This is a genomic window from Spirosoma foliorum (genome assembly GCF_014117325.1).
Taxonomy (GTDB): domain Bacteria; phylum Bacteroidota; class Bacteroidia; order Cytophagales; family Spirosomataceae; genus Spirosoma; species Spirosoma foliorum.
In genome coordinates this window covers 2,938,244-2,953,784 of sequence record NZ_CP059732.1, presented here as the reverse complement: position 1 = coordinate 2,953,784, position 15,541 = coordinate 2,938,244, and the positions used below count along the sequence as shown (strand labels likewise).

At 48.4% G+C, this 15,541-nt stretch carries 12 protein-coding genes; 10 read left to right on the top strand and 2 right to left on the bottom strand.

Annotation, left to right across the window (positions count from 1 at the left end):
• Position 1 precedes the first annotated feature (1 nt).
• The 8 genes from H3H32_RS12385 (at position 2) to H3H32_RS12355 (ending at position 11,583) form a co-directional block, all read left to right on the top strand.
• Positions 2–3,439 carry a TonB-dependent receptor domain-containing protein gene (locus tag H3H32_RS12385; protein ID WP_220472637.1) on the top strand — a complete coding sequence of 1,146 codons (3,438 nt, stop codon included), beginning with the start codon at positions 2–4 and terminating at the stop codon, positions 3,437–3,439.
• Positions 3,440–3,591: 152 nt separating this feature from the next.
• Positions 3,592–4,251 (top strand): outer membrane beta-barrel protein, encoded by a 660-nt coding sequence (locus H3H32_RS12380; protein WP_182463001.1) that lies wholly within the window; start codon positions 3,592–3,594, stop codon positions 4,249–4,251.
• A 627-nt stretch (positions 4,252–4,878) separates the two neighbouring features.
• Positions 4,879–5,232, top strand: coding sequence for a PadR family transcriptional regulator (locus H3H32_RS12375; protein ID WP_182463000.1), 354 nt, complete (start codon positions 4,879–4,881; stop codon positions 5,230–5,232).
• Between the two features lie 35 nt (positions 5,233–5,267).
• Positions 5,268–5,765 (top strand): hypothetical protein, encoded by a 498-nt coding sequence (locus H3H32_RS12370; protein WP_182462999.1) that lies wholly within the window; start codon positions 5,268–5,270, stop codon positions 5,763–5,765.
• Between the two features lie 49 nt (positions 5,766–5,814).
• Positions 5,815–8,217 (top strand): ABC transporter permease, encoded by a 2,403-nt coding sequence (locus tag H3H32_RS12365; RefSeq protein ID WP_182462998.1) that lies wholly within the window; start codon positions 5,815–5,817, stop codon positions 8,215–8,217.
• A 77-nt stretch (positions 8,218–8,294) separates the two neighbouring features.
• Complete coding sequence (locus tag H3H32_RS37850; RefSeq protein WP_256432993.1) at positions 8,295–9,728, top strand: penicillin acylase family protein; 1,434 nt, start codon at positions 8,295–8,297, stop codon at positions 9,726–9,728.
• Entirely contained in the window at positions 9,710–10,393 is a 684-nt protein-coding gene (locus tag H3H32_RS37845; protein ID WP_256432992.1) for a penicillin acylase family protein, read from the top strand. Before H3H32_RS37850 ends, H3H32_RS37845 begins: the two co-directional genes overlap by 19 nt.
• A gap of 116 nt (positions 10,394–10,509) precedes the next feature.
• Positions 10,510–11,583, top strand: coding sequence for an OmpA family protein (locus H3H32_RS12355; RefSeq protein WP_182462997.1), 1,074 nt, complete (start codon positions 10,510–10,512; stop codon positions 11,581–11,583).
• Positions 11,584–11,978: 395 nt separating this feature from the next.
• On the opposite strand, the gene H3H32_RS12350 is transcribed toward H3H32_RS12355, so the two are convergent.
• Entirely contained in the window at positions 11,979–12,956 is a 978-nt protein-coding gene (locus tag H3H32_RS12350; protein ID WP_182462996.1) for a S41 family peptidase, read from the bottom strand.
• 200 nt (positions 12,957–13,156) lie between these two features.
• Complete coding sequence (locus tag H3H32_RS12345; RefSeq protein ID WP_182462995.1) at positions 13,157–13,693, bottom strand: GNAT family N-acetyltransferase; 537 nt, start codon at positions 13,691–13,693, stop codon at positions 13,157–13,159.
• A gap of 134 nt (positions 13,694–13,827) precedes the next feature.
• Here H3H32_RS12345 and H3H32_RS12340 point away from each other — a divergent pair, with 134 nt between their 5' ends.
• Together H3H32_RS12340 and H3H32_RS12335 are read left to right on the top strand one after the other, a co-directional pair.
• On the top strand, positions 13,828–14,232 hold the full coding sequence (locus H3H32_RS12340; protein ID WP_182462994.1) for a hypothetical protein: 405 nt from the start codon (positions 13,828–13,830) through the stop codon (positions 14,230–14,232).
• A gap of 151 nt (positions 14,233–14,383) precedes the next feature.
• Positions 14,384–15,526 (top strand): efflux RND transporter periplasmic adaptor subunit, encoded by a 1,143-nt coding sequence (locus H3H32_RS12335; protein WP_182462993.1) that lies wholly within the window; start codon positions 14,384–14,386, stop codon positions 15,524–15,526.
• The last annotated feature ends 15 nt before the right edge of the window (positions 15,527–15,541 follow it).

Below are 15,541 nucleotides of genomic sequence, written 5' to 3'. Positions count from 1 at the left end.
AATGACAAACCCAGTTAAACTCGTGATGAACTATACCGTATTCGTTCTAGGGTTAAATCTGCTTGCCAGCCACCTCGTCCAGGCGCAGTTCGTGAATCAACCGCCTGGCAACAAAGCCCTTGATTCCATTAATCGTACCAACGCCGAAGGTATACGACCAGGCAGTCTGCTGGAAAATAACGTGTTGAGGATAACGACTTCCTCAAAACTGGCGGTTTTTTTGCCAGACTCAGTGCTGGCAACGGGCACTGCCGTGCTTATTTTTCCGAAGGTTAGATTGACCACGCAGGCATTGGACCCGGAAAGTAGGACCCTGGTCTCTCGACTAACCGCACGAGGCATAACGGTTTTTGTAATACCCTACCGATTGGCTCAAGGCTCCGTGTTCCCCACAACGGGGCAGGCTCCAACGTTAAGCCCGCAAGATTCGCTGAATGTACGAGCCATGGCCCTTGCTGATGGCAGCAATGCCCTTAGCTACCTGCGCCAACACGCCCTCGAACTGGGTATCAAACCGGATCAGATTGGTGTATTGGGCGTATCTACGGGCGGAACGCTGGCACTACAACTAGTTTACAACTCGACTAAAGCAACCCGCCCTAATTTTGTGAGCCTTATTCAGGCTGAAATAGGTGCCCTAGCCGCCGACTCGGTTCCGGCCGATGCGCCAGGTCTGTTTATTGTCGCCCTGTCAGGGGCGACAATAAACCATGCCCGCCAGAAGGCTATCCAGACCGCCCAGTTATACCAGCAGTGGCTACAGGCTGGCCGGTCAGTAGAGTTGCATAGCTATGAATTGGGAAGTCAACGGGTTGGTAGTACTCCGCTCGATTCGGTACCTGATACCTGGCTGGACCAATGGACCGATTGGTTAAGCCGGCAAGGCTATTGGCAAAAGCGGATTGTGACTCAGCGCCATCAACCTGTTGCCCCGAATACGGCGATCATACCCAATGAACCACCAGTCGTTCTACCGACGTCTCCGCTGTCCAAAACGACGACCATTGTAGAAGCGCCGGCCGGAAGTCAGCAGCCCCCCGCACCAAGCCGGTCTGGCGACCTGATAACGGCGTATAAAACACCTGGAGCGTCGAGCGACCGCAATTGGCTCCTGTCGGTTAATGGCACTGTTCGCGATTCGGCTACGGGTCGAGTGCTGGCTCGTGCTACCGTGCTGATCGATTATGAAAAAATCGGTAAAGGTACCGCTACCAATGAACAGGGGCAGTTTTTGGTTCGCCTGTCACCGGGAAAGCACGCCGTCGTCATTCGAAGCGTGGGCTACCTGCCCTTCCGAACCACGCTCTATCTGCGGGAAAACACAACCCTAGCGGTGAACCTGGCTTCTGTCGCCAGCCAGTTGGAGGAGGTTGTCGTTACCAGTAAAGGCTACGATCGTACGGTTCGTCAGCCCCTGTTGGGGGTTAGTCAGATCAATATCGCGACGTTGAAGAAGATGCCTGCCGCTCTGGGCGAGGTAGACATTTTACGCAGCCTGCAAATGCTGCCCGGCGTGACAAGTGTGGGCGAAGCCGCTAATGGACTCAACATTCGGGGGGGGACTACGGATCAAAACCTTATCCTGCTCGATGATACGCCCATTTTCAACCCCACCCATATGTTTGGGCTGTTTTCGGTCTTTCCACCAGATGCGGTTAGTGGGCTTGATCTCTACAAGGGTAATGTGCCGGCCCGGTATGGGGGCCGAGCCGCTTCCGTACTGGACATTAGCCTGCGTAACCCTGATCTTAAACAACTTCATCTGAGGGGCGGAGTGAGTCTGGTGGCTAACCGATTGACCCTTGAGACCCCGATCATCAAAGACAAACTGGCGCTGATGGTCTCCGGTCGAGGGGCGTTTAATGACTTTCTGCTGCGCGCGGTTTCGCCCCGCTTTGACAACATTCGGGCCAAGTTCGGTGATGGTACGGCTAAGTTGTTCTGGCGCGTCAATGACCGTAATACAGTGACCGCCACCAGTTACTACAGCCAGGATTTGTTTCAAACTAATTTAGTGGGGAGTCTCTCTAATGTCAATGCGATCAATACGCAGTACGCTCAACAAACCGCTAACGGCATGGTCCGCTGGTTTCACGCCATCAATAACCGGGTGAATGTGCAAACCACAGCGCTGGTGGCTCAGTACATTCCCCGCATCCTGTCTACCGAAGACAGTACGGCCAACAAAGTCGAGTTGAAACAGTCGCTCTTACAACGACAGATTAAATCAAATCTAAACTATCAGTTAGCGAATCAGAAGATCGAGATTGGCATCAGTGGCTTACATTATCGACTCAATCCGGGCGAACTGATTCCCGGCAGCAGTCGGACCGTCAATTACCAGAAAACACCGATTGAGAACGCACTGGAACTAGCCATCCATGTCGAAGATGAGATCAGTTTGTCCGATAAACTAGCGGTTTCGGCCGGACTGCGGTACTCCCATTTTCTGAATTTTGGACCGTCAATCGTGCGTCGGTATGCAAACAGTGACGTGGCCGATGCGTCGGCGGTCGTGGATTCTACAGTTTACCGGGCCGGACAGCTAAGCAAACAGTATGGGGGTTTTGAACCCCGGCTGGGCCTGCGGTATACGCTAACCCCTACCTCTTCCATCAAGATTGGCTATAATCTGATGCGGCAATACGTACAGGTGATTACCAACACGATTACGCCCCTGCCTACTTCCCGATGGAAAACATCCGATGCGCATATCCAGCCGCAGGTGAGCCAATTGTGGTCAGCGGGGTATTTTAGGAACTCAAAAAATAACCTCTTCGAACTATCGGCAGAGGTGTACTGGCGAAGTACGCAGCATATTCTGGACTACAAACCAGGGGCTAATTTTTTGTTAGAGCCCTACCCCGAAACCCAGTTGCTGCCGGGCCGCAGTAAAGCCTATGGCCTGGAGGTGATGGTGTCCAAGAAAAAAGGCGAACTAACGGGCTGGGTCAACTATACCTTTGCCCGTACGCTGAATCAGGTGAATCAAGGGGTTGAATTCCAGCAACAGATCAACGGGGGGAACTGGTACCGAGCTAACTATGACCGGCCCCATAGTCTAAACATGAGCCTGACTATCAACCAGGGCAAAACCCATAGTTTCTCCTTCAACTTTTCGTACAGTACGGGGCGGCCTTACACGGCACCGGAGGGATTAATTCGCTACCAGGGCCGGACGTACCCGTATTACGACGAGCGCAACCAGTATCGGTTACCGGACTATCATCGGCTGGATTTTGCCTGGAACATCTACAACCCCAGTATGAAAAACCGGCGCTGGCAGGGTCACTGGACGTTTACGGTGTATAACCTGTACGGTCGTAAGAATGTGTATTCAATTTTCTACCGAACGGAAGGGCAAGCGACAAACCCTTATCAACTGAGTATCTTCGGCGCACCCATTCCAAGTTTGACCTATAATTTTGAATTCAACTAAATTGGTCTTGCCTGAGGATGAGATGGGATACGTGATATGGTCCTGAAAATCCGGACATGAAACTTTTTTAATAAATCGATTTTGTTAGATCAGGGCTCTCAAGAGCTTAAACTGAATTAATTACTTTAATCTTTTATCTGCTCACTTCTTCTATGCAAACTCTTTTTAGCACGCTAGTTGCCTTCTGGATGACGTTAACGAGCTTAAAGGCTCAGGAGAACATATTAATAAAGGCGAAGCCGTTCCAGTTCGGTGTGTTTGCAGGGTTTAACTATTCAAGTACTATTTTGACTACTCCAGAAATCAAGTCTCTAGCTGGCTTTCTTATTGGTGTTGATTTGCAGTACGCTATGACAACTAAATCATCTTTACATCTCCAACCATCCTGGACGCGGGCCAAGTCTCAATCTTACGATGTCAATTTAAAAATTGGCACGTTCAAACTACCGTTTATATATCGATATAATGTCTCCCTTAATCAAAAGCTGTTTTTTGTTCAAGCGGGAGTTAGTTATAACCATCTCACAGGTAGTGGTTTAAGTAGACGAACTGATATTGTCTGTATAGCTGCGCCCTGTCCATATATGGGACCGGAAACCTCCTCTTCAATCAAATCTGTTGTGAGTGGAATGGCTGGTATTGGTTATACCATCGAACTGGGAAAAATCAGTATTCCTATTACGTTGCAATACGACCGGAATTTAAGTAATTATGTATTCCTTGCTACTAGCTCAAGTCCATTTCAAACTGATACAGAACCAATACGGGTCAAATTTGAGAGTTTTGCCCTAACAACTGGCATTAGCTTTTGATATTGCCAATTTAATATACAGGCTAAACCGTGCTTTTGCTCCTAGGCTCAAACGTCGATATATATCGACGTTTGAGCCTTTTTATTGTTCCAACTAGTGCTTTTCCAATTTAGATTCTATAGTTTCTATAGATTCTATCGATTCTGATAATCAAGCATCTAGTGTCAAAAGAATCTAATAGAATCAAAAAAATCTAGTTTGGAAGACTACTAGCCTCCGTAGCCGCACTGGTTAGCTTTGCCATGGAGCTATTAATACCAATCTTTGATACGTAAAAAAGGTACAAAGAGCGTAATGAATCAAAATCGGCGTCTCAGGTGGGAGCTTTTTGTGAGAATAAGTAAACGTGGTTTTACTCACTTTAAGCAGACAAGGCACTTGTCCTAAACCGTATTTCAGGGAGCTGTTTAAGTAATGACTCTATAGTTTTCGATTTATGATGGTGTAAGGTAGTAGTTGTATCCGTAAGCACATGCGCTCACTACCTACTGTCTATCCGATACCATTGCTGGATTGATTCTGCTACAAGTATTCGCTTCCCCAGAAGCAAATTTTTATTCTATTAATTGTATATATAATTTTCTTATATATTTTTGTTTGGAAATTAAATTAACGATCAACTATACAATGGAATCAGGTAATCAGGAATTTTTACGAGGAACACTGAAAACCCTTGTTCTTCAATTGCTGGCTCAACAGGGGAAGATGTATGGGTATGAAATTACGCAGGCTGTAGAAGAGCGGACAGGCGGGGAAATCACGCTTACGTTTGGCGCACTTTATCCATTACTCCATAAGTTGGAAGATGAAGGGTTACTGATAACACAAAGTCTGGAGGTGGACGGGCGACTGCGGAAATACTATCAGCTCACACCAGTAGGGAGTGAAACTGCCGTCCGGAAGGCGGGCGAATTTGAGCGATTTATCCAACTTATGCGATTGATCATTAACCCCACGCCCGATGTAGCCTTTGGCCAATAACAAAACTCTATTCCCCTTTAGACCTCCACTGATTTATGAACAAACTGTCACGCACCCAACTCGACCAAATCACCCAGCAGTTTCAGCGAACCGGCCCTCATCAGGCGTTAGAAGCTGAACTCCTGGATCATATAGCCTCCCTAATTGAACAGCGAATGGATCAGGGACAAACGTTCGCCGTTGCGTCGGAACAGGTTATGCAGCAGGCTAATTCGCGGGTGATAGCTCAGTTGAAACAAGTGTATCACCAGGAACTGGGCCCAAAGCATTTATTAGGAATGCCTAAAACATCGAGAGCCAGGCTCCGGATGAAACGGCGTCCGGCGACCAGGCCCTTTCAGTTTATGCAACTCTCCAGCATCCTCACGTTTCTGCTGCTGATCGGTTTTCTGATTGTCGTTAGTCGCCCCTTGGCCATCCCGATGGCTGCTTTTCGAACGGCCTGGGGTGCAGCAGGATTAGCGGGTATACTATTCCTGCGAGGGTGGCTGACCAATAAGCTTCGCAAATCAAAACGACCGCTAACTGCCTAATCCGTCGCTTAGCTGTCAGCTAGCTACTCATTTTCAAAACCCTTTTCTGATGATTATTCACTACCTCACAGTGGCCAGGCGTCACCTGTGGCAGCATTGGCATGTCAATTTGATTAGCCTACTAGGGTTGTCGGTAGGATTAACGAGTGGTTTAGTCATTTTTCTGGTCGTCAATTACCTGTTCAGTTTTGACCGTTACCACCCCCATTTAGAGCGTACCTATTGGCTAGTGACCGATATTAAAGGGGAGAGGACTATGCCCACCGATGCAGCCCCTCGTCCGTTGGCCGAAGTGCTTCGGCGCGATTATGCGTTTGTTGAGAATGCGGTACGGCTGGAGACTTTTTTCGGTCGTACGTTGAGTGTCTCGAATGGGAAAGGCGGCTGGATTAAAAAATTCGCTGAAGCCCGTAACGTCTGTTTTACTGAGCCTCAGTATTTTGATCTATTTGGCGTAGAATGGGTTAGCGGCAATCGTAAAACAGCTTTGGCAGCTCCTAACACGATTGTACTTAGTGAACGATACGCGCGTAAATTTTTCGACTCAGCCTCGGCCATAGGGCGTACGATACGACTGGATAACCGCACCGACCTGACCGTAATGGGTATTGTTAAAGATCCACCCACGAACACCCAACTTCGGTATGATGCCTTTGTGTCCTACTCTACCATTCCCGTATTGGAAGGCCCAACCGCTTTAGCCGACTGGAAAGGCTTACAGGCCATGTGCTTTGTGCGACTTCGGGAAGGAACCGACCCAATCCGTCTCCATCAAAGTTTACCCCTCATTCGACGTAAGAATCTACCGGCCAAAGAAGCCCAACATTTCGACTACCAGGTTTTACCGCTGGCCGAACTCAATCACGAACGCAGTGGTATGGCGCCCCGGCCAGTCCTCTATGCCTTACTGGGGGTCGGTGTGCTACTCGTGCTGGCAGGTTGTATCAACTTTATTAATCTGGCAACCGCCAGAGCCTTAAGACGAGTCCGGGAAGTCGGGGTTCGCAAAGTGATGGGGAGCACGCAGGGGCAATTGATTGGTCAGTTTATGCTGGAAACGGCCCTTCTGGTAATTGGGGCGATGCTGGTTGCCCTGCTGTTCACTCAACTGTGTTTACCGTTCATTAACCGTACACTAGCCGCGAGCGCCGATATGCTCCGACCAAATCTGTCTATTCTGGATGTAACTCAGCCTCGGGCAGTAGGCTGGTTCCTGGGATTACTCAGTGGGGTTGTTTTGCTCTCTGGTTTATATCCAGCATTCGTTCTGGCCCGTTTCAATCCAGCTAACGCATTGGCTAGCCAATCGACTACGCGACTGGCCGGTAAATTGACGGTTCGTCAGGGGCTTATTTGGGGACAATTCGTGTTGATGCAATTTTTCATTCTGAGTGTGCTCGTCATCACCTCGCAACTTCGACACATGCAGCAAGTTACGTGGGGTTTTCAATCGGCATCGACAGTCGCCGTTTTTTTACCCCAACACAGTCCTGCCCCCCTCTCGACCCTACGCGAGCAGTGGGGGCAAATTCCAGGTGTCGAGCAGGTGGCTTTCGGCAGTGACCCGCCCGCTTCCCCTTATAATCGGCCCAGTCCGTTCAGCTATCATTCGGCTACCGAGCCGGAACCGTTTGAAACGCGCGTTCGGGCAATTGATGCGCATTACCTGTCGGTTTTTGATTTATCACTGGTGGCTGGTCGAAACGTCCGCTCTACGGATACAACTGGCCGCGATGTGCTGGTAAATGAAACCATGGTCAGGCAGTTAGGGGTTTCCTCGCCAGCTGCGATCATCGGAAAATCCATTCGGGTGAAAGATGCCGAACGGGTTATTGTCGGCGTGGTGCGGGATTTTCGCAGTGGCGATTTACACCAGCCCATTTTGCCCATCACCTTAATCAATGACGGTCCTCATAGCCGGGTAGCCATGCTTCGGTTGACTCCAACTCATTCCGATCAGACTCGCCGGGCCATTCAACAGGTCTGGGATCAGGTGCTACCGGATCAGGTTTACCATGCCGAGACCGTTACCGATCTCCTGGAAAGCTTTACCGAACTTGAGCGATTATTGGCCGCTTTTGTCCAGGCCTTTGCGCTGGTTGCCATTGGATTAAGTTGCCTGGGCTTATATGGGCTGGTTACCTTCCTCACAGAGACGAAAGCCAAAGAAATTGGCGTTCGTCGGGTACTAGGCGCTCGGACCGGACAACTGCTTTGGCTACTGGGGCAAGAATTCGGTAAGTTATTAGGGCTGGGCTTTTTAGTAGCAGCACCCGTGGGAGCCTGGCTACTATCGAATTGGTTACAGCAATACACCTACCGAATCTCGGTCAATGGCTGGTTGCTAGCCGGTACGCTCCTGTTAACCAGTCTTATCACCGGCCTGACCGTCTCGCGGCAAGCGCTGAAAGGGGCTTGGGCCAACCCCATTCGCTATCTAAAAAGCGACTGATCCCGTTTGTTTCAATTGTTGAGTATTGATCATCAACCTCCCTTCGGCTTCTTATGTATCCATTCCCTTTCCTGTATATGAACTGTAGTATCGTTTGCTTTTTGCTGATGAGCCTGATGGCTACGGCTCAGCCGACCACGTATAAGACGGTAAAGACAGGCCATTCTGCCGCTTCGACCGTCGAGATTTTATGGGATACGGCGGGCGTGCCTCACGTATATGGGCAAACGGTAGAAGCCATGTATTATGGCTTTGGCTACGCCCAAATGGAGAATCACGCCAACCTGCTGCTTCGGCTCTACGGTCAGGCCAGAGGGCGGGCTGCCGAATATTGGGGACCTTCTTTTCTGGATTCGGATAAGATCGTGACCTTATTTGGTGTCGCTGAACAAGCGAAGAAACATTATACTCAACAGCCAGCTGATTATAAACCCTGTCTGGACAGTTTCGTCAGGGGGTTAAATGCCTATGCCAAAGCGCACCCCGAAGCTATCGGGAACGAGTTCAAACAAGTGTTACCCATAACGCCCCAGGATGTCCTGGCGCATATTACTCGCGTGATTTGTCTGGAATTTATCGGCGGATCAGAAGCGGGAGCAGCGCGGGTAATGCTGCCCGGTTCAAACGCCTACGCGATTGCTCCCACCAAGTCAGCTTCGAAAAAAGCGATGCTGATGGCCAATCCGCACCTGCCCTGGGAGAACTTCTTTCTGTTTTTTGAAGCCCATCTGAACGGCCCTGGTTTTATGGCCTACGGAGCATCCTTAGTGGGTCAGCCCGTGCTCAACATTGCCTTTAATGAGCGGCTAGGTTGGACACATACCGTCAATACCATTGATGCGGCAGACCGGTACGCGCTCACGTTGCAGGATGATGGTTATATGCTGGACGGTGCGAAGCAAGCCTTTGAGACAAAAGTCGTTACGCTCCAGGTTCGCCAACCCGATGGACAACTAAAACCTCAGTCAATTACCTACCGCTACAGCCAACATGGGCCGGTAATGCAGACCAAAGACGGCAAAACATATGCCTTCCGATTTGCTGGGCTAACGAATCCAGGCATCGCTGCCCAGCATCATGCGATGGCGCAAGCGAAAAATCTGGCGGAGTTTGAAACGGCGGTTCAGCGCATGCAGCTGCCCATGTTTAACATCATTTATGCCGATAAAGCCGGAAACATTCTTTATCTGTTTAATGGGAATGTTCCTGTCCGTAGTGAAGGCGACTGGCCTTTCTGGCAGGGAGCTATCGACGGGGCTAGCTCGAAATACATCTGGACGAAAACACATCCCTATCAGGATCTACCCCGCGTTTTAAACCCAGCATCAGGTTTTGTACAGAATGCCAATGATGCCCCCTGGAGCTGCACGTTTCCTGGTGTAGTAAATCCTGGGTCCTTCCCCTCGTATATGTCGCCACTGATTCCTTTACGGCTCCGCCCTCAGCGGTCAATTAATTTAGTGAAGGACGATGCGTCGATTAGCTTCGAAAATTGGCGGGTTACAAACTGAACACGGGCCTGGAAGCCGCTGATCGATTCTTGGATGAATTACTGGCGGCCACGGAGCAATACCCTGATTCTTTAATCCAGAATGCGGCTTCGGTGCTGAAAGTCTGGGACAAAACGACCAATGGGGATAGCCGGGGGGCTGTTTTATTTACGGCCTGGTTTGATCAGTTCAATCCGGGAATGGTTGCCGTTAGCTGGGATGCCGGGCGTCCAGTCAGTACACCCGATGGCTTAAAAGACACTAAAAAAGCGGTTGACCTACTGCGTAATGCCGCCAATCAGGTGCTTAAAAAATACGGTCGCCTGGATATTGCCTGGGGAGCCGTAAACCGATTCGGACCAGCTGGAAAAGATTACTCAGCCAATGGTGGCTCCGAACAATACGGCATCTACCGAACCATTCATTTTGTCCCGGACCAGAGCCAACCCCAAGTCAATCGAGCTGTTGCTGGCGATACGTATGTTGCTATTACTGAATTTGGTGAAAAGCCGCGAGCGCAGGTATCATTGAGCTATGGAAATGCCAGCCAGCCTGGTCATAAGCACAATGGTGATAGCTGGAAACGCATGTCCGAGAAGAAACTTCGGAAGGCTTTGCTCGAAAAGCCAGCTATCCTCCAGCAACTGGAAAAGCAGGAAACGCTACGGCTTACTCTAACCCCTTAATCGGTCTAAACCGGCTCGGTAGGGTGTCTGAAATGATCACGAGTCCGGAAATGCAACTTGAAACTTAGTGTACGCTACGTTCTGGTCACAGATACGATTGCTATAGAAATCTGTTTATGAAACCACTCCTAATTCATGGGTATATGCTGCTTAGCCTGCTGGCACAACAGGCATGGGCTCAGTCAGGATTGAGAGGTGATTACTATATCGGAACGAATTTTGAGCAGAAAGCTTTCTCCCGAATTGATCCGGCCATCAGTTTCAACTGGGACAGACGTAGTCCGGGAAAGGGTCTTTCCCGCTCCTATTATTCGATTCGCTGGACAGGCAAACTGCTGGCTCCTGCAACAGGGGAGTATCTGTTTTTTGCCAAAGTGAATGACGGGATTCGGGTTTGGGTAAGCAGCAAAAAAGTGCTGGATTCCTGGCAACTGAACTCGTATAAACATTATAGTGGTACCATCGTACTGGAAGCAGGGCATTATTACGATCTCCGGGTTGATTATTTTAATGCCATTGAGTGGGGCGAAATCGAGCTTTACTGGAAGCCACCACCAACCGCCAACTCCGCTTTGAATCCGTTTGCCGAAAGCGGGGAACCAATCACTGCCCAGTATTTTTTTGAGAAAGCTCCACTAGTTCCTAAACCGATTAGCCCAGCTGTTACCAAGCTATCAACCGTTGTTGCAACGCCCCCCAAACCAGCACAACCTAAAAAACTAAAATCCGCCAAACCAAAACCGATCCTGGCGCCAGTACTCCCGAAAATAATAACGGCTACGGATACGTTAGCCGCTGTGTCTACACCCATCGCACGACCGGATGCGGAACCGCCACCGGCGATCACGGCCGGCGTTACCTTGATTTTACCAACGGTGCAGTTTGAGCAGAGCAGCTATGTATTGCTGCCCGAAGCATCGGCTGAGCTGGACAAATTGGTTCAATCGATGCACGCCAATCCACAGTGGCACATCCATATTGCTGGCCACACAGACAATGTCGGTGATCCCAGGCTGAATCTGGCGTTATCCGAGCATCGGGCGAGGGTAGTGGCTGCCTACCTAACCCGTCGGGGCATAGCTGATGAGCGAATCACTACGGAGGGGCTTGGCAATAAACAGCCCCTTGGCGACAACACGACGGAAAGCGAACGGAGTAAAAATCGTCGCGTAGCGATTACCATTCGTTGATCTTTGTTAACTCTTCGATCGAACGATACCGACTGGAATCAACTCTTCTTAACTTGATTGAAGCCAACGCCTTTTTAAGCGGAAGAAGGGGTTTGCTTATGGTATGATGATGTTGATTCACTAAACCCTCATTTCTTGAAGCAGATGCATGAAGATTCTATCGTCTCAGATAGGAGTGTTGTAGGAGTTTAAAAACTCAAGATCATTAATCCTGAAGTTTCGTACTTTGACTACTATTTCGTTGTCGTTAGATTATAAAATTCCTTTTACATGAAATTGATAATCACTTTGCTGCTTTTGAGTTGGACGCTTGTATTAGTTGACTATAGGAAGTTTAAGGTGAGTTATTCTATAGAAGATAGTAGATCACTAATTTTTTAGAACTAACAGCATCTTTATTGAAGTAGCCAGCTTGTTGCTTCGGCGACTACCTTTTCAGCAGCTATTACTTCATCGACCGGAATGGAGGAGCCGTAAGCTTGTTTAGACCGGTTGGCCATCGTAGACTGGGTCAAATTTAAGAGTGCACCATCACTCAACCTATTGGTTACATTGGCAGTTGATAGACCACACGTGGCTTTACCAAAACTACGGGTATTGGGTCGCCCCTTGAAAGCTATTGCTACTGCCTCACCCGAACTGGCGGTAGCTTGATCGGTCAATACAGCCACTTTAGAATTTGCTTTTCGAATCGTGTAAGCCGACTCCACTTTAGTTAATTCAGCCTGATTCAGTAAGGCACTACCTTTTTGATAGGACCAAGCCGAAGCATTACCATCCGGGTCAAGAAAATAACCGCAAATGCCCTCACCTAAGAGGGGGCCTACACCAGCAATCATCGGCCACATGTTACCCCCTAAATTACCTCTGAGATCAACAATCCACCCTTTAAGGGAGTCATTATCGGCTGCTTTGATGGCACCTTGGATCGATTGGGCGAACTTGCTGGCATCACTACCTCCCCCGTCAAAACTGCTAACTTTGACATAGCCTACCCCTTTGTATATTGTTCCCGTTACGATATTGGCATCTGTACAGGCTACTGTTTTAGTACCATAAATGACTGTTCCTGTAGTCGGGTAGTACATACTATGATTGTCACCAAGTAGCGTCAAGCCTAGCTGAATCGCTGGATACGTATCCGCTATAGTCTGTGCACCTTGAGCCTGAGCATCTACTTTCGCTTTGAACACTGTCCAGTCAATCGTTTTTCGATTGATTGAATTAGCCTTCATTAACCCAACCACTTCGTCCAGGTAGCTTTGAGCAGTAGCAGAGGTTACCGTTGGTCCTTTCTCTTGATGACAACTGACCACACTGATCAGACAAAGTAGTAAAATCTTGAGTGGGGCAGATGATTTAAACTTAGTCATCGATTGGAAAGCAGGTTAGGAGACAAAAGCAGCGGGTAGCTAGACTATACCTATAATTTTATATAAGCAATCACGCAGAATTGTACATAACCGAAAGATAATGACTAAAGCTAATTCTGCGTGATTGCTTAATAGATTAGTCTCCTTATTGTAGAATCAAGACTAATTATAGCCATATTGTTGGTAACCTTTCTAGCTAGTCAGCGCCTGTAAAAACGTTCATAGACCTGTGTTTTTATCAATTGACTGAATCGCTCAAAATCTTCATGATTCGTAATGGCCGGAGTCGACATCAATCGCATGGGGATGGGAGTATTTCCCAGTTGATAAGGTGGTTGGAAGTAATCAAACAGATTTAGCGTAAAGCCCTGTCGTTCGTAAAACCGTACTCGCCGTTGGCTCAACTCGTCTTCTGGTCGTTCGACTTCCAAAATCAGATACGTATAAGCCATACGCACTAATTGCTCCAGCGCCTGCTGCCCAAATTGTTGCCCGCGTTTTGTTGGGTCAATGGCAAAGTGTTCCACAAAAAGAATGTCTGACCACTGCCAATAAATGATAAAGCCTACCAGCTGATGAGGGGTATCCAGCAACGCACAAAGATGCATATCCGGGCAGGGGAGGAGTGTTACCAAATCAGCAAAATCACGCCGTTCATCCACCGGAAATGAGTCTTCATACCAGGTTTGGATCGTATTTAGATAGGGGTGAGGCTCCGTTATAGGTAGGAAATGCATGCGTAGATTAGAAAATTTTAATTAAAATTTAATCTATCTTTGAATCAATTAGCTTTATCTAAGTTTTATAACTAACTGATAAGTAATCAGTTGAGTTTATATTGCTTTCGGACTATATTTGATTTCCGAACGATATGAAACGGCAATATTATAATTTTTTGATTTATCGGCTGCTTGGTTTATTGATGGCGTTGAACGTTATCAATCTGAGCATTGGTGTCCGGAATACGGAAAAGCTGACGAGTCGAGCCGTTGCCTATCATGAAGATTTGTCGGTGAATAAAATTGAAAGTATTGGTGAGTTTCTGCTGGAAGAATGTTTCGGATTGTACGATGCGGTTCCCGAACATGACGACTCCGATGATGAATCGGAACTGACCGTACTTGAACTCGATTACGATTTCATTCCACTATTTGTTTTTACTCCCATTGTTTCTTCCGTTCAATACCTATTGACGGAGGATGTTCCTTTTCGGCTTACGTCTATTCCTACCCATATACAGGAAATTGTGGCTCCGCCCCCACAACTAGTAGTTTAAATCAGGGAGTTAGTCTCTGGTTTGCTGTTTGGCTCACTTAGGATTGGTGAGCTGTTGCTATACGAATTCATTATTCATTTTCTGGAAACCGCTTAGCCGGATAGGTATGCCCATATCGTCTGGTTAGGGATTCCGTATACTCGATTCAATTATGGAAAATTTGGTAAGATGGACGAAAGTCCTGCTGATCGGCGCCCTTGTTGCTGGCTGTTCTGCGCATGGTACTAAAACAGAGGAGCCCGAAAAGCTGACCTTGCCCGTCGTTCAATTAGCCCGCCAGACAACTACACTCCAACGCGATTACGTAACTACACTAGAAGCCGTTCGAAACGTGGAAATCCGCGCTCGGGTATCCGGCTTTCTGGAAAAAATATATGTTGATGAAGGTCAGACGGTTAAACAGGGACAACTGCTGTTTAGCCTGAATGCCGCTGAATATAAAGTCGGACTCGATAAAGCTCGGGCTAGCTTGAGAAGTGCGCTGGCCGGGGCGAAAACGGCAGAAGTTGAAGTTGATCGGGTAAAGTTACTAGTCGATAAAAAGATTGTTTCCCCCTCCGAACTGGAATTAGCCAAGGCTAAACTCGATGCGGCCCGTGCTCAGATTGAAGAAGCGCAGTCAGCGCAGTCAACAGCTTCGCTTCGACTGGCTCACGCCAACATACGAGCCCCCTTCGATGGCGTTATCAATCGCATTCCCTTCAAAATGGGCAGTTTGATCGAAGAAGGAGCCTTGCTGACAGAGGTTTCTGACATCCATGAAGTATTCGCCTATTTCGATGTTTCGGAGAAGGAGTATCTCGGTTTTTTGAAAAAACATCGGGACCTCATCGGTAAAAATGGGCAGGAGGTCGAGATGATGCTGGCCGACGAAACACCGTATCCCCAAAAGGGTCGGATCGAAACGATGGAAAGCGTCTTTGAAGAAGAGTCTGGCACTATTGCCTTCCGGGCGCGGTTTCCAAATCCTCAAAAAATGCTGAAACACGGTTCGTCGGGTAAAATTCGGTTGCCAAATGTGGTAAGCGATGCCTTGCTGGTTCCTCAAAAAGCGGTGTTTGAGGTACAGGACAAAAACTATGTATACGTAGTCGACAAGGCGAATAAGGTGAAATCACGGAGTTTCGTCCCTCAGGCGCGTGTTGGTCAGAACTACATCGTTCGGTCAGGGCTGCAACCCGGCGATCGGGTAGTATATGAAGGTATTCAAAATGTTCGGGATGGCGATCAGATCATTCCCGAAGTCGTTTCGACGGATAGCCTATCCACTCAAAACACGCTTGCTCAACAGTAAAGACGATTTTGGGTA

Coding starts and splice junctions, on each gene's coding strand:
- H3H32_RS12385 (WP_220472637.1), top strand. CDS start 2: ATGACAAACCCAGTTAAACTCGTGATGAACTATACCGTATTCGTTCTA.
- H3H32_RS12380 (WP_182463001.1), top strand. CDS start 3,592: ATGCAAACTCTTTTTAGCACGCTAGTTGCCTTCTGGATGACGTTAACG.
- H3H32_RS12375 (WP_182463000.1), top strand. CDS start 4,879: ATGGAATCAGGTAATCAGGAATTTTTACGAGGAACACTGAAAACCCTT.
- H3H32_RS12370 (WP_182462999.1), top strand. CDS start 5,268: ATGAACAAACTGTCACGCACCCAACTCGACCAAATCACCCAGCAGTTT.
- H3H32_RS12365 (WP_182462998.1), top strand. CDS start 5,815: ATGATTATTCACTACCTCACAGTGGCCAGGCGTCACCTGTGGCAGCAT.
- H3H32_RS37850 (WP_256432993.1), top strand. CDS start 8,295: ATGAACTGTAGTATCGTTTGCTTTTTGCTGATGAGCCTGATGGCTACG.
- H3H32_RS12355 (WP_182462997.1), top strand. CDS start 10,510: ATGAAACCACTCCTAATTCATGGGTATATGCTGCTTAGCCTGCTGGCA.
- H3H32_RS12350 (WP_182462996.1), bottom strand. CDS start 12,956: ATGACTAAGTTTAAATCATCTGCCCCACTCAAGATTTTACTACTTTGT.
- H3H32_RS12345 (WP_182462995.1), bottom strand. CDS start 13,693: ATGCATTTCCTACCTATAACGGAGCCTCACCCCTATCTAAATACGATC.
- H3H32_RS12340 (WP_182462994.1), top strand. CDS start 13,828: ATGAAACGGCAATATTATAATTTTTTGATTTATCGGCTGCTTGGTTTA.
- H3H32_RS12335 (WP_182462993.1), top strand. CDS start 14,384: ATGGAAAATTTGGTAAGATGGACGAAAGTCCTGCTGATCGGCGCCCTT.